Here is a 22278-nt window from a genome sequence, read left to right as displayed (position 1 = left end):
CCGCCCGGCCGTCCTTATCTTCACAGGCCCAGCAGGGCCGGGAGTTCGTGGAAGTCCTTGATGCGGGTCACGCCATAATGATCTGTCGGCGGTTCATGCCCGCGATCGACGAAAACCTTGGCGCCAAAACCCAGATCGTGTGCCGTCATCAGATCGTAGCGCGGGCTCGATGAAACATGCATCATGTCTTCCGGTCTACAGCCCAACCGATCGAGCATATACTCGAACGGCCGCATCAGCGGTTTGTAGGCGCCCGCTTCCTCTGCCGTCAGCACGGCATGGAAAGGCACGCCAATATTGCGCGCACTGTGGGGGATCAGATCGACCATGCTGTTGGACAGGATGACGAGCGGATATTGCTCCGCAATCAGGCTCAAGGGCCCGGGAACGTCGGCGTGGGGCTGCCAGGTGGGCACGGCATCGTAGAGTGCCTGGATGTCGCGCGCGTCATGTTCGACCCCATGCTTGCGGCAGGCGCGTTCGATCGAGTTGGCAATGACATCGTAGAACGGCTTCCATGCGCCCAACACTTCATCCAGACGATAGGCGCGGAATGAATCAAGAAAGGCATCCATCTTCGAAGGCTCGACGCGGTTCAAGAAAATCTCGCGCGCGCTTGGCCCCATGATGAAATTGATCATGGTGCCATAGCAATCGAAACTAATGTATTTTGGCCTGAACATGGGAGGACACACCTTGGTCGAAGTTTTCTGACAAGACCAAGGCTAGGTGCGGAGCGGTGCGGAATGCTGCCGTTGTCTCGATGGTCAGAAGAATCTTGTCCCGCCTTGGAGGCTCTCCTTGGAATCGGCACAGGATCGTGGTCGATCAGCAATGCCCTTGTGCTTCCATCAGCTTCGATTTTGCCAGATTCCTCTCAGGCTCAATCGAGGCATTTTCAGGGACAGGGGCACATCGACACCTGCCATCCATCGCCGACAGATCAATTGGGACTAGAAGCGAAAAGTTGATCAATTGGATAACTCTCGCGAACGATTGGAGAGTCGAGTACAATATAGCAGGAATATTTTCCTATCCCGGCTTCACTTTCCAGCAATAATTCCATGACCTTCTGGTAATGGCTAACGCTTCTGGCCACGACTTTAAGAAGGTAGTCATACCCTCCTGTAACATGATGGCATTCGACAATTTCACGAAATTCACTGACGTGCTGAAGAAATCGTTTGAAATTACCTGTGCGATGGCCGGTCAATGTCACTTCCGTGAACACCATCAAATGCTCGCCCAGCAATTCTAGCGCGATGCGGGCACCGTAAGATTTAATATAGCCCAGGTTTTCAAGGCGCTTGACGCGGCAGAGGCAAGGGCTGGTCGAAAGGCCGACCGCATCCGCCAATCCGACATTGGTCACGCGACCGTGTTCCTGGAGAAACGATAAGATCTTGAAATCTATCCGGTCAAGCTTTTCCATTTCATTTTCCGATGCGCGAACTGGCCTTCAAGCAATTTGCATTCTTTTCGAAATGCCCCGGCAGCGTATACGCCGCGCAGCCACAGTTATCACCGGGGAATGAAGCGACTCCAGCAGATATTAACCGCATGCGACCTGGAAACTTGAACTCTGTGCTGCTTTGCACGTCTGATCGACTAGTCCAGGCACCAACTGCAGGCCGCGCACAAGATGCTGTCGCATTGCAACGCCCAGTGAGCCAGCGACGCGCCCGTACCTTGAATGTACGACTGTTTCGTCCCTTTCTCGCATGAAACCGAACCTACCGGTCATCCCAACTTTGCTGATGTGCCTGACTCCGTCATCGGCAATGCGAACAGTCCTGCCAATCTGGATGTTGTAAGAGACATTTCGGATTGTCCGACCTCGCCGCCGAAGGATGCCCAATCGTTGCGCTTCCTCCGATGTTCGCTTCTGATGAATGAGCACGGGCGCCTGAACTTCTGAGAAGGGTCGTCGGCGGAGGGACTGATTTGTCGAAATTGCGCGATAGTTCGGTCATCGCCGTGAAAATGCCGCCGGCGTACTTTAAATCGACCATTTGCAGAACTCGAGTCGCCAAAGCGTCGCTTCGCTGCTATCGCCTGTTGTCCTGCACCCTGAAACGGGTTCTGCGGCCTTGCGTGCTACGTTCACTCGCGAGGATAGGTTTCTTCGGACGTGGTTTAAGGTATCTAACAGATGACATTCGACAGGGGAAATCGCGGCTATGGTCGTGATCGGTTCGGCGGTGGTGATGATCGTTGGGGCGGCGGAAACGATCGCTTTGGCGGTGGTGACCGCTTCGGTGGCGGCCAGCGTGGCGGCTTCGGTGGATCGCGAGGCGGCGGTTTCGGCGGTGGCGGTTCGCGTGGCGGCCCAGGCCAGGTTGTGGGTCAGGGCCGTGGCACGGTCAAGTTCTTCAACCCCGACAAGGGCTTCGGCTTCATTCAGCTTGAAGATGGCGGCGACGATGCTTTCGTGCACATCAGCGCTGTACAGTCCGCCGGCCTCGAAACGCTGGCGGAAGGTCAGCAGCTGGAATTCCAGCTGGTCGAGCGCAACGGCAAGGTTTCCGCATCTGAACTGACCATCGTCGGCGAGGTCATTGTTGCCGAACGTCGCGAGCGGCCTGCCGCTCCCGTTCAGCGTCAGTCCACTGGCGAGAAGGCCACCGGCACCGTCAAGTTCTTCAATGGCACGAAGGGCTTCGGCTTCATCGTTCGCGATGACGGCCAGCCTGATGCGTTCGTGCATATCAGCGCCGTCGAGCGCTCCGGTCTGCACGGCCTTTCGGAAGGCGATCAGCTCGAGTTCGAGATCGAGATCGATCGCCGCGGCAAGGCGTCGGCCGTGAATCTCGTCCAGCGCTGACGGACTTGGCCAGGGCCGCCGCGGGAGGCCATGGCTACATCTCGTGCTTTCCGCCGCCGATCGCATCACGATCGGCGGCGGAAAGCACCCGGCTTATGTCAAAGCCCCCTGAACAAAACCGCCTTCGACAGGCTGGCAGCGGGACCGGGGGCGAGTGTTCTCGATTCGAACGCGCAAAACGCGGGCGGACCAGCTTCCCCTCGGAACTGATCCCCGCCCACAGTGCTCAAACCTTAGACCGTAGGCTTTTCATCCCTGCCTGACGGCCTGGGACCCTAGCCTTGTCCTGGCGCGATCATCGTCAGGGACAGGCCCATAAGACGACAACGGATTGCATGACTAACGACGATCGCAGCGGCGACAATGACTCTCCTCTTCTCGACCTGGACAAGGGCTCGGTCCAGCGGTTCATCGCGCGCGCCAAAAGCAAGGGCGTCATCACGGTCAAGGAGTTGAATGCCGCTCTGCCGCAGGACCAGATGACCACCGATCAGATCGAGGACATCATGGCCGCGATCTCGGATATGGGCGTCAAAATCATCGAGAACGACGATGATGACGATGAGGAAGGCGAGCAGGAAGACGGCGTGGACGCCGTTGATGGTCGCGATGACGATTCCGGTTCAGATTCCGAGTTCGCCGAAGGCAATTCACGGCGCCGTCCCGGCGAGACGCGCAAGGCCGACACGCTCGCGCGATCCGACGATCCGGTGCGCATGTACCTGCAGGAAATGGGCGCCGCCGAGATGCTCAGCCGCGAGGGTGAAGCGGCCATTGCCAAGCGTATCGAAGCTGGCCGTGACATGATGATCATGGGGCTCTGCGAAAGCCCCTTGACCTTCCACGCGATCATCGGGTGGTCCGAAGCGCTCAATAACGGCGACATGCAGCTTCGCGAGATACTCGATCTCGACGCGATGCTCTCAAAGGAGCCGCAGCCCGAGAATCTGGGCGAGGACGGTGAGGCCGACGGCGAGATTTCCGCTGCCACCGCCGGTCCCACCTTCAAGGAGGACGACGATTCCGTCGAGGACAACTCGGAGGAAGTCGACGAAGACGGCAATCCGATCCCCAAGCGCAGGGGAGAGGAGGATGAAGAAGATGACAACATTCTATCACTCGGCCAGATGGAAGCCGCGCTCAAGCCGGAAGCGCTGGCAAAGTTTGCGCTCATCACGGAATTGTTCCGCACCTTCGAACGTCTACAGAGCGAGCGGCTCGACGCTCTGGCACTGGGCATCGATTTCCCGGGCGCCAAGGAAGACCAATACCAGCAGCTTCGTGAAGACCTTACGGCTCAGGTCGAATCGGTGCAGTTCCACGCAACCAAGATCGAAACTCTCGTCGACAATCTTTACGCATTCAACCGTCGCCTGACGACGCTGGGCGGCCAGATGCTGCGCCTGGCCGAACGCCACAAGGTCAAGCGCGCCGATTTCCTCGATGCCTACACGGGCCGGGAGCTTGACGACGCTTGGCTCACTGAAATGGCCAGCACGGACAAGAAGTGGGCTGCCTTTGCAGAAAGCGAAGCTGAACCTGCCGAGCGTATCCGCCTGGAGGTATCGGATATCGCCGCCGCAACCGGCATGGCGCTTCCCGAGTTTCGCCGCATCGTCAACATGGTCCAGAAGGCGGAGCGTGAAGCGCGCATCGCCAAGAAGGAAATGGTCGAGGCGAACCTGCGCCTGGTGATCTCGATCGCCAAGAAGTACACCAACCGCGGCCTGCAGTTCCTGGACCTCATCCAGGAAGGCAATATCGGCCTGATGAAGGCGGTCGACAAGTTCCAATACCGCCGCGGCTACAAGTTCTCGACTTACGCGACATGGTGGATCAGGCAGGCGATCACCCGCTCGATCGCGGATCAGGCGCGCACGATCCGAATTCCGGTCCACATGATCGAGACGATCAACAAGCTGGTACGCACCAGCCGCCAGTTCCTCCATGACCAGGGCCGCGAGCCCACGCCCGAGGAAATGGCCGAGAAACTGTCGATGCCGCTCGAAAAGGTGAAGCGGGTTCTGAAGATCGCCAAGGAGCCAATCTCCCTCGAAACGCCGATTGGCGACGAGGAAGACAGCAGCCTTGGCAACTTCATCCAGGACGAGAACGCCGTCATCCCGGTGGACGCGGCGATCCAGGCCAACCTGAAGGAAATGATCACTCGCACGCTGGCATCGCTGACCCCTCGCGAGGAGCGCGTGCTGCGCATGCGCTTCGGCATCGGCATGCCGACCGATCACACGCTGGAGGAGGTCGGACAGCAATTCTCGGTGACTCGCGAGCGAATCCGTCAGATCGAAGCCAAGGCGCTACGCAAGCTCAAGCATCCGAGCCGTTCACGCATCATGCGAGCGTTCCTCGACTAAGCACAGACCGTTCAACATCTGCCCGGATTGCGGACGGTCTTGCACCTGAGGACCAATTACGGCCGAAGGACTGCGATGGATCGACGGTTGCCAAGCTCCGGCGGCGGTCATCGCCGCGGCCGGAGCTGATTCAAACCCGTCATTGCCGGAACCAAGGCTGTTTAAGAAACCCGCCGTACGTTCGCCGGGCCCTGCCAGTTGTCGAACGTCCGGAATTGACGCCCTTGACCAGGCGCGCAGACGGCGCCTTCGTAGGATGGAGCAATCGCTGCACGCTGGCGCGAGGTACGTTTTCGGTGCTATGGGGGGACTGCAAAATGGAGGGGTCAATGAAGAAATCCATATTGCTGCTTTCTCTCCCAGCGTTGCTTACCGCATGCCAGGCAAGCGAGACGCCTGCTGACGCCACCGCAATGAATAGCGTCACCGCTGTCGACACTGCCGCGGAAGAAAAGTTGATCCGAGGGCAAATCGAACACTGGCTTCAGTTCGTGAAAGCAAAGGATGCCGCAAGCATTGCTGGTCTTTACACCGAAGACGGCGCGGTGATGCCTCCCAATTCGCCGATTGGCCAAGGACGTAACGCGATCCAGCAGACCTGGGCAGCAATGATGCAGACGCCTGGGTTTGATCTGACTTTCGTTCCAGAGCAGATAGTGATGTCGACCTCGGGCGACATGGCACTCGATCGCGGAACGTATCGTCTGAGAATGGCGCCCGATGGCACCGAGCAAACCGACACGGGCAAGTACGTCGTCGTCTGGCGGAAAGTCGGTGGTGACTGGAAAGCTGCCGCGGACATTTTCAACAGTGACCTTTCAGCGAGCGGGCGCTAATCAAGCGCGAGGCGCCGCCTGAGGCCGCCAAGTCGTGAACCGCGTCGGCAAGGTCGGAGGGTTCGAAACAGGGCTGTCCGGACTTAAATGTGGTTATGCTGATGCAGCTTCCGCGGACGATCCCGGATACCGATTTCCCGAGGCGTGGCTCGAACACCGGACGCCAGAAGCAGTGGATCAGACCCGGGTCGGTCAACGCAGCAGGAAAGCGGCGGACAGCGCAAAAATCGTCAGTACCGCGAAAAGCGCAGGAAAGCCGAGCGCAGGTACAAGGGCGAGCGTCAGGGTGGGCACTATCAGCGAAGGCAGGGTATTTGTGAGGTTGAACAAGCCCAGATCCCTCCCCCGACGCGCACTGTTGGGCAGGATGCGCAAGGTCTGCGCGCTGTGCAGGGACAGGAACATTGTACTTGAAATACCGAACACGACGTACCCGCCCATCGCCAGATCCGCGTCATTGGCCAGTGCCATGAGCGCGAGGCCCGCGGCGCTGACGATCGTGCATATCCGCAAGGGCGCAATCGGTCGCCCGGCCAGATCGGCCCAACGTCCGGCCAGAAGAGCCGCGGGCGCGGCAAGGATGAGGACGAGGGACAGCAACCTAGCAACAGACGAATCGTCGAAACCCCGATCGATGCTACGGAACCAGATGTAGACATAGGCGAACAGGGAGGCTTCGGAGATCTGCACGAGGAGACGCGCAAACCACATGCGCGTTACGGTCAAGCGCAGCCATTCGGCACTATCGAATCTTGCGTCGCGCTCGTGCAGCTCGGCCTTGGATCGGCGTGGCCCGCCTCGTCCGCCGAAGATCAGCAACGGCACTACGCAGGCAATGGTGATAAGGACAACGAGAACAAAGCGCATCTGCGCGTCGGCCATTCCCGGGATCGTGACAAAGGCGCCGGAACTCGCGCCCAGGGCCGGGGCAAAGGCAAGCAGCCCGCCAAAGATGCCTTTGTGCCTGTCGGACACTCCATCACCGGCCCATGCCGCGAGTGGACCCATCATCAAATTCAGTGCCAGCTGCCAGCCGATCACCGCCACAATCAGGACGGGCAACGTCTCGATGCTCGGGATCATGAGCAGGATGGCCCCGGACAGGACAAGCCCCAAAGCGACCCAGATCCGTCGTTGCCCGCTTAGGTCGCTCAGCCAACCAAAGGCGATATTGCCGAGACTGGCGGCGATCGCACCGGCGAAAGTCGTCGCAGCGAGCCAATGCACCTGCTGGCCATGGGCCAGCAGTTCAACGCGAACTGGCAGGAGTATCGTCAGGAACGGTGTGTACGCGATCGTCGCACCGGCCCATGCCAGAGCATAGAGTACCAGGAAACTCCCGGCAGAAATGGAACTCTGCGGACCGGATGCCGCGTCTGCGGCGCCGATCCTAAGCACCCTGCCCCGGCGGAGCAGTCGATCCGCGCACGACGAGATCGGCCGAAATCACTTCGGCAGCATATTCTGAAGTCTTGTCGCGCTGCCACGCAATCAGCATCCGCACGGCGCGCGCGGTCATGTCCGCAACCGGCTGGTCGACGGCCGTGAGCGGCGGCCGGGTAAAGCGAACCGGCGGCGTATTGTCGAAACTGATCAGCGAGAGGTCTCGGGGGATCGAGAGGTCCAGCCGACGCGCAACCTCGACAGTGGCAAGCGACATCTGGTCGTTGCTGGCGATGATCGCTGTGGGTCGATCTTGCAGCGAGAGCAGGGTCTCAGCCGCCTGCTCGCCCGAGGAGAAGGTAAAGTCGCCGGTGGCCAGAAGTCCATCTGCGGCATGGCCAGCGGACGCCATCTCGCCGCGCCAGCCGTCGATGCGCCATTGCGAAAGACTGTAGTTCGCCGGCCCCGCGATGAACCCGATCCGCGTATGCCCAAGGTCGAGCAGATGGCGCGTCGCGAGGCTCGCCGCGCCCTCTTCATCCATGGCGACCTTGAAACCGTCATGCCCAGTATCGTTGACCTCGGCGCGCGACCCCATGCGGGCATAGGGGATATTGAACCGGTCGAAAGTCGCAAGGATCTTCGGGTTTTCGCAGTGCGGCGGCGTCAGGATCGCTCCATCAGGCTGCAATGCGGCAATCGCGGCCGCCAGCTCACGTTCGACATGATCGTTACGCGTATCGACCAGTTCGAAGATCAGACGATAGCCGTGCTCGGCACACTCCAGCATACCGCCAAGCAGCATCTGGTCCACCCAGTCCGTACCCTGGCGCGCGCGCCAGTCGGCGATTGTACGTTCCCGGTCGTTGAGGGCGAGGATCAGGTAGGACCGCGATCCGCTCATGCGCTGGGCGGCGATCGAGGGAACATAGCCCAGCTTGTCGATCGAAGCCCGGACGCGCTCGCGCATTTGGGGGCGCACATTGGGCTCGTTGTTGATAACACGACTTACCGTCTGCAGTGAAACTCCTGCGTCCGCAGCAACGTGCTTGATCGTGACTGACTGACGCCTTCGCCCCATGATCTACGGATTTCCCCCTGCGCCTCTCGCCGTTTACTAGCTGCGCCTTTCGGCATTTGCCAGACGCGACCCCGGTCGTTCGGCATGGACCTGGGTAGACCCCGATCGTCGGCGCCGCGGTGTTGCGACATCCATTCCATCCTCGCCCGCGCCGGGAACAGCCGCCCATTCTTGTGAACGTTCACCTAGATTGGAACGTTCACTCGGTCAACAGGACTGCCGCATGGATTCAATCCGCTCCTCAAAGTCCCGTCGCAAAATGCACCCCATATCTCGAGCCGCGCTCTGAGCCTTGGCAGTTGAACACAGGGACTTTTCACGGTCCCGTCTCTCCGGTGCATCAAAGGTGCGCAAATGATTGCCAGTCGTGAATCTTGTCCTGTAAGAAAGATATGGAACCCATCATGATGAGGTGTCGATCCACGTATGACGCCGGCAACCTATTCCGCCATACGCAAGGAAGTGGCCCAGGACCCACGCGCCGCCCTTCGCGACTGCGAGCTGTTGCTGGCTCGAAATTCAGACGACGCCGAAGCCCACCGCCTCGCCGCCCGGGCTTTGCGCGCCTTGGGCCATGACGAACGGGCCAGTTTCGAAGAGCTGGCCGCAATCGACGCGGCAACCCTCGATCCGGTTCTGATCCAGGCCGGACACGCAATGGTCCAGAACAGGCTTGAACAGGCAGAACCGCTGCTTCGCGGTCGCCTGCGCGAAAACCCGTTCGACGTCGCCGCCATTCGCATGCTTGCTGAAGTTGCAGGCAGGATCGGGCGCTATCAGGATGCAGAGAAACTTCTGCGCCGGGCGCTGGAACTCGCTCCCGCCTTCGTCGCCGCGCGCACCAATCTGGCCATGGCCCTCTATCGCCAGAGCAAGACCGTGGAAGCCCTCGCCGAACTGGATCGCTTGACCGATGAAGGCCCCGGAAATGGCGTGCTGCGTGCCGCGGTCGTCGGGCGGCTGGGCGAGTTCGCCGAAGCGATCAGCCTGTACGAAAGCGTACTGGCGCGTCCAGGCAGCGAACGCCAACCGCGCATCTGGACCAGCTACGGACACGCACTGAAGACTGTGGGTCGGCAGGCCGATGCGGTAACCGCATATCGCCGCGCGCTGAACTTGCGCCCTGCATTCGGGGAGGCATGGTGGTCGATCGCCAATCTCAAGACGGTGCGCCTTGAAGAAGCCGATATCGCCGCGATCCAAACCGGACTTGCCGAACCCTCGGCCAACGCCGAAGATCGCTACCATCTCCATTTCGCGCTCGCCAAGGCGCTTGAGGATGCCGGGCGCCCGGAGCAAGGCTTCGACCATTATCTCACGGCCAATGCCCTGCGCCGTAAGCAGTTGCCCTATAGCGCCAAAAGAACGAGAAGTGCCGTCGATCGAACCATTGCCCTGTTCGATGCTCCATTTCTGGCGCAGCGCAAGGGCATGGGTTGCCCGGCACCCGATCCGGTATTCGTACTGGGCCTGCCTCGCGCTGGATCGACCCTGATAGAGCAGATCCTATCCTGCCACTCGATGGTCGAAGGTACGATGGAATTGCCCGATATCCTCTCGCTCGTCTCACAACTCGGCAAGGAAGGCAGCTATCCCGAAGTCATCTCCGATCTCGGTCCCGAGCGATTGCACGACCTGGGCGAAAGCTATCTCGAGCGCACGCGCATCCACCGCCGCGAAGGCAAGCTCCTGTTCATCGACAAGACGCCGAACAACTGGCTGCATGCCGGATTGATCCACCTGATCCTGCCCAATGCGCGCATCGTCGATGCCCGCCGCCATCCGCTTGACTGCGGCTATTCGAACTTCCGCCAACACTTCGCTACCGGTCAGGCGTTCTCCTACGACCTTGCCGACATTGGCCACTATTACGCCGATTACGTCCGGTTGATGCGCCATTTCGATACGGTCCTGCCTGGTCGCACCGTAAGGGTCATCCATGAGAACCTGCTGGATGATCCGGAAGCGGCGACCCGCAGCCTTCTGGATGCCCTGAACCTCCCGTTCGAGGATGCCTGCCTACGCTTCTTCGAAAATGACCGCGCCGTACGCACAGCCAGTTCGGAACAAGTCCGCCGCCCGATCAATCGCGACGGCGCCGGCCTGTGGCGCGCGGTGGAGGACCGCCTGGCGCCGCTCCGCGAAGCCCTCGGGACCACGCTCGACGACTACGCTTGCCGTTAAGACTGAAGATAACACTGTGGCGCGGCAGCAACGCGACGTTAAAAAAGCAACACTGAACACGACGTCCTGAAACAATTCGCTTTGCGAACAGTCGCGCATGGCAAACTATGCCGCATCATTTCAGGGGGGTTTCCGTATGCTTCGAGGAATCCGAAAAGGCCGGTTCGCCTTCACTCTGCTTTCTACGACATCTCTTATTGCGCCCATCGCCGCCCATGCCCAGCAGGCCGGCGACGAATATAGCGGAGAAATCATCGTCACCGCCCAGCGCAGGGAGGAAAGTCTCCAGAAAGTCCCGCTGAGCATCAATGTCCTCGGCTCGGAGAGCCTGGAAAACGCAAACGTCGCTTCGTTCGACGACTACGCGAAGATCCTGCCCAGCGTCAGTTTCCAATCGTTCGGGCCAAGCCAGTCGCAGATCTTCTTCCGCGGCGTGGCATCCGGCGGTGATGGCCTGCACATCGGCCCCCTGCCGACCAGTTCGATGTATATCGACGACGTGCCCGTCACGACGATCGGCGGCACGGTGGATTTCCACGTCTATGACATCGCCCGCATCGAGGCTCTCGCCGGACCGCAAGGCACGCTCTTCGGTGCATCATCGCTTTCGGGCGTGCTGCGGATCATCACCAACAAGCCCGATCCGGGCAAAACATCCGGCTCGATCGACCTGCAGGCCAACAAGTGGGGCAAGGGCGACTTCGGCGGCGCAGTCGAAGGCTACGTCAACCTGCCGCTCAATGACATGATGGCGCTGCGCGTGAGTACGTTCTATGAAAAGCAAGGCGGCTATATCGACAACAAGCCGGGCACGCGCACATTCTATCTGGACGACAACGATCCGGCGACAAACGTTACCGTCACCAATGCGGCGCTTGTGGAAGACGACTTCAACGATGTCGAGACGGCAGGCGGGCGCGCCGCGTTGGGCATCGAACTCGACGATTCCTGGACGGTTACGCCCTCATTCATGTACCAGCACCAGGTTGCCCACGGCAGTTTTCTGTGGGGTCCGGTGCGCGGTGTGCCGGCAAACGCGAACCGTCCGGCTGTTACAGCCAAGCCCTACCTCACGGTCACTTCCTATCTACCCGGCTACAACAAGGATGAATGGTGGCAAGCTGCGCTGACCGTACAGGGCAAGCTGTCGGACTGGGACGTCACCTATGTCGGAGGCTACTTCGAGCGCACGGTCGATAACCGCCCCGACTATTCATATTACAGCGTAGCCTACGACAGCTACACCTACGAGTACGACGGCGTCACCTATTTCAGCGATGCGACCAAGTTCATCGGACCCGACGGTCAGTTCCTCGATCCGACCCAGAACGCGATCCTGAAGGACAAGTATACCAAGTTCACACAGGAACTTCGCGTCAGCTCGCCCTCAGACAAGCCATTCCGCCTCACGGCCGGCCTGTTCCTGCAGATCCAGACCGACAGGCTCTTTGCCGATTACGATATTCAGGGGCTTGGCAGCGCAGTCGATCCCTCTTGGGTCGTCCCCTTCCCGAATTCCGACACGGCCTTCCGCACCCGGATAAACCGCAAGGACCGCGACTACGCGATGTTCGCGCAGGCCGAATACGACATCGTCCCTTCGATCACGCTCATCGGCGGCGTCCGTGGCTTCATGGCCAAGAACACGATCTTCGGATTTTCCGGCCTGAATTTCGGCAGCAGCGTTGATCCGGCCATCTGCTTCCCCACCGACATCCCCGACGTGCCATGCCAGAGCGTGGACAAGAAAGTCGACGAATCCGGCGTCATCTGGAAGGGCGGCGTCAAATGGCAGGCAACGCCGGACATCATGTTCTATGCCACGGTGTCTCGCGGCTATCGGCCTGGTGGCAACAACCGCCGGCCGGGCGTCAGGCCATTCAAGGCCGACAACCTCGATAACTATGAGATCGGCTGGAAAACCCGCCTCGGGCCTGCCATCTTCAATGGCGCGGTATTCTACGAGAAGTGGAAGAACCTGCAATTCGGCCTCGTGCCTTTCGGTCAGAATGGCGTGACCAATACCTACAATGCCGGCGATGCACGCATCTACGGCATCGAGGGCGACCTTTCGATGCGCTTTGGCGGACTCTCGCTCTCGGCCGGCGCCACGTACGTCGATGCGCAGCTTTCGCGCGGTTTCTGTTACCTCGACGCGACCAACAATCCGGACTGCTCACTGGGCGAGTCCACACCCTCAGGCACCCGACTGCCGGTCATGCCCAAGTTCAAGGGCAATGCCACCGCACGATACGAGGCGCCTGTAGGCGCCGGAACGGCGTTCTTCCAGGCAACGGTCAGCCACCAGGGCGGCACTCGCTCGTTCCTGACCGTCAGCGACTTTGCCGCGGTCGGTCCAACAAAGGCCTTCACGACTGCCGACTTTTCGATCGGGATGAACTGGGATCACTATCGCGTGGAGGGCTTCATCCAGAATGCCTTTTCGAGCCACGGGATTCTGTCACTCAACACTTTCTGCGCCCCGCAATTCTGCGGAGAATACGCGATGGCCTATCCGACAAAGCCCCAGCTATTCGGCATCAAGGTCGGCTACGACTATTAGTGGTCGGCCAAACGGGAGCGACCTACGCATTGATCTGAACACCAGGCGATCCTGGAACCTGTTGGCGGTATCCGTCAGATTCATGAGAAAGAGATATTTTTAAGCAAATCAGAAACCTGAACCTCCTTTTTCACTACCTAATCGACGATAGAAATTTCTTTAACGAATCTTGCTAGACCGGGCGACAATGGTCGCCAAAGTACGTGAACAGAAAGAGGACTGGCAACACTGCGTCGATAGCGCGCTTATCGGCGCTCTTGCTTATGCCTTGCTAGCCTGGACCACGATCTACGTCACTTCCGATCAGCACGCGCACGCCACGATGTGGCCTGCCGACGCTGTCATTCTTGCCCTTCTGCTGAAACATCCGAAGCGTGACTGGCCCTACTTGCTGCTTGCCGGCTGGTGCGGCAATCTGGTTGCGAACGTCCTGACTCGGGAATGGACGCCGGGGCTGTTTCTTTATGGCGGCATCAACATGGGCCAGACCTGGCTCGCGGCCTGGTTACTGCTGCAGGTTAACAAAGGCGAAAACCCGCTTGCCAACGCTCGCACCGTCCTGGGCTTCGTGGCCTGCACAGGGCTCGCCGCGCCCCTTGTCGGAGCCGGCGCCGGAACGCTCGTCACCTTTCTCAATTATGGAGAGGCTCTCGGTTCTTCCTTCCTGCGCTGGTTCGTAAGCAATTCGCTGGGCTACATTGTCGTCACGCCATTCCTGACGGCACTGTTTGACGGGAGCTACTACCGCGGCTTTCAATCGCGCAGCCCCTTAGAGAAGGCCAAGGTCCTGGGATTGGTCGGCTCGCACTCGTTGCTGACGGCCTTCGTCTTCACCCAAGGCAGCATACCCCTTCTATTCCTGCTGACTTCCTCGCTACTGGTGCTGGCCTTCAGACATGGCAATTCGTCAGTCATGGCGGGCGTCATCATCATCGCCATCATAGGCGCGGTCACGACGATCAAGGGTCTGGGGCCTGTCGCGGCCATGCCCTATTCCAAGGGCGCTCAGGAATTCTATTTCCAGTTCTACCTCGTCCTGCTGCTTGCCACCGTACTGCCGGTTGCGACAATCGTCTCGTCAAGCAAGTCCGTCCTTCAAGACCTGGCCGAGCGCGAAGAAGCCCTGCGCCTGATGATGACCCATTCACCGGACGGAATCCTCGGCTTCGACGTGGACGGCGTGTGCAAGTGGGCGGAAGGGCCGCTCAGGAAGTACCTGGGCCTCGAACCCGGCCAGATCATCGGCCGCTCGCTGGACACCGTCTCGCCTCTGGCGCAGGATCTCGTCCAGGAGATGCGCCGGGCTGCAAGGAAGGACATCGTCCTTCCCGGGACTTTCGAATTCACTCCCATGATGCGCCCTGAACTGGTTCTTGAAGGCTCGATCGGCCTGCTCAAGCGCAACGGCGGCATCGCTGGCGCGGTGATCAACTTGCGCGATGTGACAGTACGCAAGGACAACGAGGTCACATTGGCATCGAAAGCCTTCAAGGACGATCTTACCGGCCTGCCCAACCGGCAAGGACTGCGCGCCGAGTTGGAAGCCCTCGCCCAATCCGCGAGCGGGCCCGCTGCCCTGGCAATCGTCGATGTCGATTGCTTCAAGGCCATCAACGATTCCCACGGTCACTGCGTGGGCGACATTGTCCTGCGGGAAATAGCCCAGCGCATGAGGACAAGCATGCGTGAGGGCGACTTCATTGCCCGGATCGGCGGCGATGAATTCGCAATCTTGCTGCACTGCGATCTGGAAACGGCGCGACATGCCTGCCTGCGTATCGTCGAGTCCGTCAGGCAAACGCCTGCCTTCAGCCAGGATACTGTCCATATCCTGGCGACAGTCAGTTGCGGCGTCGCAGAATTTCGCGCGTCGGACCTACCGGACCAGGTGTTCCACGCTGCCGACGTGGCGCTTTACGAAATGAAGCGCTTCGGCAGGAATGGCGTTCGGGCTGCTGCCTGACCCGCACCCGCCTAGCTCAGGCCGGCGCAGGCCATGAGCGAACTCAGTCTTCCAGCTGGAGATCCGGTACAACCAGATGGATGAATGCCAGCGCGCACAGGTAAGCAACACTGCAAATGCCGAAGATCGGACCGTAGCCCAGTCCACTATCCAGCGACCAACCTGCGAATTCGATCATCGCCGTTCCTGACAGGTTGCCCGCCACCGCGCCCACCGCGATCACGCTTGCCATGCGCGCCGAGGGAACGATGTCAGCGGCCATGCCGAAAATGTTCGTTGAAAAGCCCTGGTGAGCGAACAGCCCGAACCCTATGAACACCGCGGCAAGCCAGGGGTTTTCGGTCTGAAGGGCCAGAAGCATGATGAGGACCGTCACCGCGAAGAACAGCATCGACATCTTGCGGGCCCGATTGACGGTATAACCGCGCCCCAGAAGGATCGGGTAAAGGCCCCCGGATGTAATCGCGCCGAGCGCGGCAAGCACGAAGATGATCGCGATGGGCCACCCCAGATCGGCCTGGCTCATCCCGAAGGCCCTGTTGAAGAAGTCGGGCATCCAGAACAGCACGAACCACCAGACGCAGTCGGTGAAGGCCTTGGCGCCGGTAACAGCCCAGGTCCTGCGGTCCCGCAACATCTCCCCCCATCTCACGGGAGCGCGCTCCGCAACATGATGGAGCGGCTTGATTCCGCGCATCGTCGGCCACCAGAATGCCAGCCAGATGAAGCCCAGGCTCCCGGTCACGATGAAGGCCGCTTTCCAGCCGAAGGCAATCGCGAAAGGCGGGATCAGCAGCGGCGTGATGATTGCGCCAATGTTGGGCGCGGTATTGATCAGTCCGATGGCCACGTTTCTCTGCCGGGCAGGCAGATAGATCGCTGCGGCCTTGAGCCCGGCTGGCGTACTCACCGACTCGCCGACGGCCAGAACGACACGCGCAGCAACGAACTGCTGCACGCTTGCGGCAAGGGCGTGCGCCATGCCTGCAGCGCTCCAGACCGCAATGGCGATGCCATAGGCCAGCCGCACGCCCAACCGGTCGACGAACCAGCCTACCCCCAGCAGGGCGGCGGCAGCAGCGATCTGGAACGTCGCGCCGAGATGGGCATAATCCGTATCGGTCCAGTTGAACTCGGCCTCGAGCGTGGGCTTGAGCAGGGCAAGAACCTGCCTGTCGACGTAATTGAGGGCATTGCCCACGAAAAGAAGTACGACCAACAGGACAACGATCCTGCTCGCCACCTTTTCGCGCATCATCTCCTCTTGCGATACCACCTGCATTCTCCCGGTCCCCGGCCCTGCCGGCCGATTTGTTGTTGCAGCTTAGCGCCGGCGCCTGATAAGGGAAGCAAAATATGACACCGTTAGACATATCGGATGGGAGAGAGGGATGAGAGGTGTGGACTGGCGGGCATCGCCCCATGCTGGCGACTTGTTCGGCGAACTGCAGCTCACCGGGGACACTCCGCCGCCAGGCAGGCGTGCGCCATCGCACCTTGTCCCCGGGTTGCTGGCGTGCAGTGCCGCGGCAGGAGCAGCGGCATGGCTTTCGGACCATTATGGCTTCCCGATCATCCTCATGGGCCTCCTGATCGGCCTCGCCCTCAATTTCATATCGCGCGATCAGGATACGCATGCAGGCCTGGACTTCGCCTCGCGCACCTGCCTTCGACTTGGCATTGTCGTTCTCGGGCTGCAGATCACCTTCGTCCAGATCGAGGCGCTGGGCATCCAGCCCTTCGCGGCCCTGTTGGTCATCATGGCGCTGGCCTTCGGCGCAGGCCTGGCAGGTGCCCGCATATCCGGACAATCGCGCTATGCCGGAATTCTGGCAGGCGGGGCGACGGCCATCTGCGGTGCCAGTGCAGCTCTCGCGCTTTACGGCGTGATCGGCAAGGAAAGGCTCAGTCAGGCCCAGTTCGCGCTGACGCTTGTCGGCGTTTCGCTGGCCAGCGCCATTGCCATGTCGATCTATCCGGCCTTGGCCGCACAGCTCGGCTTCGACGACAAGCAGGCCGGCTTTCTGATCGGCGCGTCCATTCACGATGTCGCGCAGGCAATCGGCGGCGGTTACGCCTATTCCGACATCGCCGGATCCTATGCCACAATCGTCAAACTCGCCCGCGTAGCTCTGCTGGCGCCGATCGTCATGCTGGTCAGCTTGTGGCTGGGTCCCAGTTCAGGGCAGGAGAACCACCCCGCCTGGCGCAGGTTCAGCCCGCCGTGGTTCATCACAGCGTTCATCGGTGTCGTTGCCCTCAACAGCCTCTTCGCCGTGCCGGAGGTGGCCAAGTCCGCCGCCCTGTCGGGATCGAAGGCCCTCCTGCTGCTTGCCGTGACAGCCACGGCGATGCGCTCGCGCATGGATCTCCTGATCGAACTTGGCTGGCGATCGCTGACCCCGGTCATCGTCGCGACATTGGCGAGCTTCCTGTCCGCACTGGCCTTCGTCAGCCTCAGCATTGGAAGCTGAAATTCACTCTCGGCATCAGGGCGGTCCATTCTGCCCAGATGCGCCGAATTCGTCAGTTTCGCAGGACGCAACGCAATGTCCTCGGGCTCACTCACCCGCTCTGGCCGGTTCTTCGCCAGGATCCCGCTGAATGCACCGGCGACAAGCCCGACCCGGTCATCCAGCGCTACCGCAAATCGCCGCGCGAGACCGACAATAGCCCGGGCTCACCGCCCCCCATCACCAATCTGAGGCGGTTCGTGATGGCGGAATGTTGAACACCCTTTCCGCATTTGCGTGAAGGAACATACCCCGTTCCAGGTCGCTCATCGTCATTCCATCCACGGCCCGGACGGCCTCCACGCCATTTTCGAATGGATAGTCGACCGCAAACAGTACACGCTGCGGTCCGAGCACATCCTGACAGAACCGGACGGCAGGCGACCAGTTCGTGCCGCTCGTGGTTACTACGAAGTTGCGGTGAAAGTATTCGCTGGGCTTCATCTTGAGCTTGCCCGTTCCGCCGCCGTGCATCGTCATGTAGCGATTGTCGATACGATCGAGATTGAAGGGAATGCCTTCGCCGTTGTGGCCGAGCACGATCGTCAGGTCAGGAAACCGGTCGAACACCCCGGCCATGATCAGTGAAAGTGCATGAAGGCTGGTTTCGGCGGCATAGCCCCAGACTGCGCCCTGCAGGTTGTGCTCCAGGTAAGGCTCCAGCATGTCCGTTCGCGGTTCGCGAGGATGAATGTATATCGGCACGCCCAGAGCCTGCGCAGCCTCGAAGATCGGCCAGAACTCCGGAGCGTCGAGATAGCGGTTGTGCGTGCTGGAGTTGACGATACCGCCATGCAAGCCCAGCCGGGTGACGGCGCGTTCCAGCTCCTGAGCAGCCGCCGCGGGATCCTGCGGCGCGAATGCGGCGAGTGGGGCGAACCGATCCGGCCATTGCCGTTTCCATTCCGCGGCCCGGTCATTGGCGAGCGCCGCCAGTTCGCCCGCCTGCCGTGCCTCGAAGATCTGCACGCCCGGCGAATTGAGCAGAAGCACCTGCATGTCCACGCCGCTTGCATCCATGTCCGCGATGCGCCGCTTGGGATCGAGCAACTGCGGCATGCGCGGAAACTTGCCACCGGGCCCGATCAGGCTGGCAAGCCCCGGCTCCTTGTCGGCGCGCGTCGCCATGAAGGCATCGACCGCGTCGATAAGCTCGGGTATGGAAAACCCTTCCTCGCAGGCGATCACACGTGGCCCGGGCGGCTGCACCGCCATTGCCGAGAGCCGCGGTGCGATCGCTGCGCCGGCAAGGGCGCCCAGCGCCCCCTGCACCACCTGGCGACGCGAGCCGCACGTCATGCCGGGCTCGGCTCTGCCAGCAAACGCTGACACATGGCCTGATGGCGCGCGACTTCGTCGAAGGCGTCTGCCACGCAATAGGCATGGCCTTCCCACTCGCTCGCCATCGTGCCTGTGAAGCCGCCATCGCGAAACAGCGGCAAGATCGTTTCGTAGTCGATCGCCTCTTCACGTCCCTCGTCATCGACGTGGTAGAACTTGCCATGAATGTGAATGGTACGGTCGACGAGTTCGGCCCAGCTGCGTGGGTCGTTCTTCGCCAGGATGAAGAAAGCCAGGCTTACGGCCTGGATATGCTCGGGCCTGTAGCCCTCCTTGAGCGCAATTTCGTGCAGCTTTCCGGCACGCTCATGCGGCGCGCCTGGTTCGGGCCAGATTTCCAGAAGCAGGTTTATCAGGCGTTCGGGCGCCCCGCGCTCGCGCGCTGCGTTCAGAAGGCTTGGCGGCAAGCGGCTAGCCGTTCCGCCGAAATCGGGAATCCAGCCGAGCGCCGGGGAATTCACCTGTTCATAGATTTCGCGATAGGCCTGAACGAGAGGGTGGTTCGCATGGGCAGGCGCATGCACTTCAAGCCCCATCTTGATCCCGAGTTCCTCAGCATAAGGGGCCAGATCGCGCACCATGGAAGGCGGCGTCGCAAACTGGTAGCGCACGACCGGGAAGCCCAGCTTTACGGCCGAGCGCATCTGCCGCTTGTGGTATTCGAGCAGCTGTTCGTCCGGGATCGGTTGTCCGCGCTTGAGGAAACGATCGGAATTGATCGCTAGCGACGAGGGTTCCAGCTCCAGTTCTGCCATGAGTTGCGCGAATCGATCGGCGAATGCATCGCTCACTTCGGGGAAGCCCTTGATCGACTGGAATCCCACAACTTCGACACTGGGGCCCAATCCACGCCGGGCAACCTCTCGAAGCAGGCCTTCGAAATCGTAGGCACGGGACACGAATTCGTTGGTGAAGGCATAAAGGGTCGCCCCGGTCACGGGGCCGGTCAGGGCGATCATTGCACTTTTCCCTCAAGGGCCTTGAGCGTGAGCTTCTGGCTGTTGGACCGGCGCATGCCCGGAATGTAAGGCGGATAGAGCGCGATGGTCACCGCGACCTCGTATTCGGAGCCAGGCTCCAGTGTCTGGCCTGGCACCAACAGCTGTGCCTGGTCCAGCACGAACCAGAACGTATCGGTCTGCTCTGCCAGTTGATGAAGGTCCCAGCTTTTGCCCTCGAGTTCGAAACGCACAGAGGTGAGATCGATCGGCGTCCCGCCGATGCTCAGCGCTTCGATTTCAATCGTGGATAGCGGCAGGGAACGGTACCACGGTAAGCGAACATCGATACGCACCCCATCTGCACAAATGTGCAGACCGTGTTCCGCGATGACTCTTTCTACAGGCAGCAATGCACTCTCCCTGGCCGATTCGCCAAAAGCCACGACGCGACAGGCTTTTTAGCCTCGTCGCCAGCAATTATTAGAATAAAACTTCTAATTAATGCCCGGCTCGCCGTCAACCGGGATTTCAATCTGGACAAAATCAAACCAGAATTTTAATTCTTTTAATGGGCGTGCCGGACTCGGTCGACAAGAGCACGCGGACAACGGGGCAATCGAGGGTGCGTGACATGTCCACTTACGACTACATCATCGTTGGCGCGGGTTCGTCCGGCTGCGTAGTAGCGGAACGGCTTAGCCGCGACGGCGCAGCCCGCGTACTACTGCTCGAGGCCGGCGGCAACAACCAGACACTGTTCATCCACATGGCCGGCGGCTTCGTGAGAATCCTGGGAAAGCCAGAGTACTTCTGGTCCTTCCCTGTCGTTCAACACCCCGGTCGACGCAAGGAAATGCACAGCTACGGTAAAGGCCTTGGGGGCTCATCCGCCGTCAACGGCACCTGGTACTTGCGCGGTCAGCCACGCGATTTCGATGGCTGGCGTGACTTGGGGCTGCACGAATGGGGTTGGGACGAAATCAGCCGCTGCTACGCACAGATCGAGGACTACGCAGGTGCACACGCAGATCCATCGCGCGGGACCGGCGGCCCGCTTCAGATCACGCAGTCCGAACACGATTCAAGCGTCTACAGGGCTATCGTGGATGCCTGCACCGGACTTGGCGTTCCCTGGCTCGATGACATCTGCACCCCCGGCACGCAGGGTGTGGGCCGCAGCCAGTACACTGTCGACAGAAAGGGCAGGCGCGCGTCCAGCTATGAGGCATTCCTGAAACCGATCCGTGCACGGTCCAATCTCGATATCGTGACCGGCACCTCGGCACGCCGGATCGTCATCCAAGATGGCAGGGCTACCGGCATCGAATGCGAACGCGACGGCCAGATCTTGACCTACTCTGCGAAGCGCGAAGTCGTACTCAGCGCCGGCGTCTACAAATCACCGCAAATCCTGCAGCTCTCCGGGCTCGGCAAGGGCGCGGACCTGGCGGTGCTGGGCCTTCCGGTCCTGCAGGACCTGCCCGCGGTCGGGCGCAACCTGTGCGATCACCAGAAGCTGGCCATTTCCTTCGACCTGCACGGCCACCCCGGCATCAACCGTGAATTCACCGGGTGGCGGCTCTATCGCAACGCCATGCGCTACCTTGCCTTCGGTAATGGCCCTGGCGCGCGTCGGCATGCCATTGACCATGCTTTACGCGGGCAAGGACTGCGAAGCCGACTGGCCGGACATGCAGCTTGCCGCTGCTCCCTTCGCGATGCGAACGGTCAAGGAGATGGTCGCAAAGCCCGGTAGCCCCATTTCCGAGCGCCCGGGTCTGACCATCGCGGGCTATCACTTGCGTCCGTGGAGCCGCGGCGAGGTTACACTCACCTCGCCTGACTTCCGCGCCGCGCCCCTGATCGATTCAGGCCTGTGGAGCGACGGGCGCGACGTCGCCAAGGCGCTGGAGTTGATCAAGATGCTGCGGTCCATTGCAAGGTCGGATACGATGAAAGGCTTCACTGGCGCGGAGCGCGTGCCCGGCGACTCTGTCAAGGGGGACGAGGCCCTCATCGAGGAACTGCGCAACATGGTCGATCCGGGCCTTCACGGCACGGGAACATGTACGATGGGCACCGACCTTCGCTCGTCCGTTGTCGATTCGCGATGTCGCGTTCACACCTTGAAAGGTCTTCGCGTAGTCGACTGCTCGATCATGCCGACGCCGGTTTCGGGCAACACCAATGGTCCGGCCATGGCTGTCGGCGCGCGGGCAGCCGAATTGATAGTGGAAGACAATCGCTAGAATTGCAGCCCTTCCTGCAGGGCCCGTG

At 60.7% G+C, this 22278-nt stretch carries 17 protein-coding genes; 9 read left to right on the top strand and 8 right to left on the bottom strand.

The features are described 5' to 3' along the window. Positions 1-20: 20 nt before the first annotated feature. Together J3474_RS17640 and J3474_RS17635 are read right to left on the bottom strand one after the other, a co-directional pair. Positions 21-683 (bottom strand): haloacid dehalogenase type II, encoded by a 663-nt coding sequence (locus J3474_RS17640; protein ID WP_207095105.1) that lies wholly within the window; start codon positions 681-683, stop codon positions 21-23. 260 nt (positions 684-943) lie between these two features. Beyond that, a complete protein-coding gene (locus tag J3474_RS17635) occupies positions 944-1432 on the bottom strand; it encodes an Lrp/AsnC family transcriptional regulator (RefSeq protein ID WP_207095047.1) in 489 nt (162 codons plus the stop codon). Between the two features lie 720 nt (positions 1433-2152). Between J3474_RS17635 and J3474_RS22960 the strand changes: the two genes are divergently transcribed. The 3 genes from J3474_RS22960 to J3474_RS17620 all read left to right on the top strand — a co-directional run bounded on the left by J3474_RS22960 (position 2153) and on the right by J3474_RS17620 (position 6032). Further along, positions 2153-2824: a cold-shock protein gene (locus J3474_RS22960; protein ID WP_013836905.1), complete on the top strand. Its 672-nt coding sequence runs from the start codon at positions 2153-2155 to the stop codon at positions 2822-2824. A gap of 335 nt (positions 2825-3159) precedes the next feature. Beyond that, positions 3160-5196 (top strand): RNA polymerase sigma factor RpoD, encoded by a 2037-nt coding sequence (gene rpoD / locus J3474_RS17625; protein ID WP_207095046.1) that lies wholly within the window; start codon positions 3160-3162, stop codon positions 5194-5196. Positions 5197-5525: 329 nt separating this feature from the next. Further along, positions 5526-6032 carry a DUF4440 domain-containing protein gene (locus tag J3474_RS17620; protein ID WP_207095045.1) on the top strand — a complete coding sequence of 169 codons (507 nt, stop codon included), beginning with the start codon at positions 5526-5528 and terminating at the stop codon, positions 6030-6032. A gap of 192 nt (positions 6033-6224) precedes the next feature. Here J3474_RS17620 and J3474_RS17615 read toward each other — a convergent pair whose 3' ends face one another. Then, complete coding sequence (locus J3474_RS17615; protein WP_207095044.1) at positions 6225-7430, bottom strand: MFS transporter; 1206 nt, start codon at positions 7428-7430, stop codon at positions 6225-6227. Further along, positions 7423-8496, bottom strand: a complete 1074-nt coding sequence (locus J3474_RS17610; RefSeq protein ID WP_207095043.1) for a LacI family DNA-binding transcriptional regulator — start codon at positions 8494-8496, stop codon at positions 7423-7425. The genes J3474_RS17615 and J3474_RS17610 overlap by 8 nt, the downstream gene beginning before the upstream one ends. Positions 8497-8922: 426 nt before the next feature. Between J3474_RS17610 and J3474_RS17605 the strand changes: the two genes are divergently transcribed. From J3474_RS17605 to J3474_RS17595, 3 genes are all read left to right on the top strand, one after another. Continuing rightward, entirely contained in the window at positions 8923-10680 is a 1758-nt protein-coding gene (locus J3474_RS17605) for a sulfotransferase (protein WP_207095042.1), read from the top strand. Positions 10681-10816: 136 nt separating this feature from the next. Further along, positions 10817-13243: a TonB-dependent receptor gene (locus J3474_RS17600; RefSeq protein WP_207095041.1), complete on the top strand. Its 2427-nt coding sequence runs from the start codon at positions 10817-10819 to the stop codon at positions 13241-13243. 187 nt (positions 13244-13430) lie between these two features. Continuing rightward, positions 13431-15206 (top strand): diguanylate cyclase domain-containing protein, encoded by a 1776-nt coding sequence (locus J3474_RS17595; RefSeq protein ID WP_207095040.1) that lies wholly within the window; start codon positions 13431-13433, stop codon positions 15204-15206. A gap of 43 nt (positions 15207-15249) precedes the next feature. On the opposite strand, the gene J3474_RS17590 is transcribed toward J3474_RS17595, so the two are convergent. Further along, complete coding sequence (locus tag J3474_RS17590; protein WP_083835159.1) at positions 15250-16488, bottom strand: MFS transporter; 1239 nt, start codon at positions 16486-16488, stop codon at positions 15250-15252. A 109-nt stretch (positions 16489-16597) separates the two neighbouring features. Here J3474_RS17590 and J3474_RS17585 point away from each other — a divergent pair, with 109 nt between their 5' ends. Further along, on the top strand, positions 16598-17680 hold the full coding sequence (locus tag J3474_RS17585; protein WP_207095039.1) for a YeiH family protein: 1083 nt from the start codon (positions 16598-16600) through the stop codon (positions 17678-17680). Between the two features lie 219 nt (positions 17681-17899). On the opposite strand, the gene J3474_RS17580 is transcribed toward J3474_RS17585, so the two are convergent. Genes J3474_RS17580 through J3474_RS17570 form a run of 3 tightly spaced genes read right to left on the bottom strand, consistent with a single transcriptional unit; the run spans position 17900 to position 20444 of the window. Continuing rightward, a complete protein-coding gene (locus J3474_RS17580; RefSeq protein ID WP_207095038.1) occupies positions 17900-19018 on the bottom strand; it encodes an amidohydrolase family protein in 1119 nt (372 codons plus the stop codon). Further along, positions 19015-20019, bottom strand: a complete 1005-nt coding sequence (locus tag J3474_RS17575) for a sugar phosphate isomerase/epimerase (protein WP_207095037.1) — start codon at positions 20017-20019, stop codon at positions 19015-19017. Before J3474_RS17575 ends, J3474_RS17580 begins: the two co-directional genes overlap by 4 nt. After that, positions 20016-20444: a DUF6379 domain-containing protein gene (locus tag J3474_RS17570; protein ID WP_242528457.1), complete on the bottom strand. Its 429-nt coding sequence runs from the start codon at positions 20442-20444 to the stop codon at positions 20016-20018. The genes J3474_RS17575 and J3474_RS17570 overlap by 4 nt, the downstream gene beginning before the upstream one ends. A 188-nt stretch (positions 20445-20632) precedes the next feature. Here J3474_RS17570 and J3474_RS17565 point away from each other — a divergent pair, with 188 nt between their 5' ends. Both J3474_RS17565 and J3474_RS22765 read left to right on the top strand, forming a co-directional pair. After that, positions 20633-21757 carry a GMC family oxidoreductase gene (locus J3474_RS17565; protein WP_242528456.1) on the top strand — a complete coding sequence of 375 codons (1125 nt, stop codon included), beginning with the start codon at positions 20633-20635 and terminating at the stop codon, positions 21755-21757. Further along, positions 21720-22250: a GMC oxidoreductase gene (locus J3474_RS22765; RefSeq protein WP_242528455.1), complete on the top strand. Its 531-nt coding sequence runs from the start codon at positions 21720-21722 to the stop codon at positions 22248-22250. Before J3474_RS17565 ends, J3474_RS22765 begins: the two co-directional genes overlap by 38 nt. Positions 22251-22278 lie beyond the last annotated feature (28 nt).

It is taken from the genome of Novosphingobium sp. PY1 (assembly GCF_017312445.1).
In the GTDB taxonomy this organism is placed as follows: domain Bacteria; phylum Pseudomonadota; class Alphaproteobacteria; order Sphingomonadales; family Sphingomonadaceae; genus Novosphingobium.
Note: the sequence above shows the minus strand (reverse complement) of the source record. Positions and strands in the feature narration are given on the sequence as shown.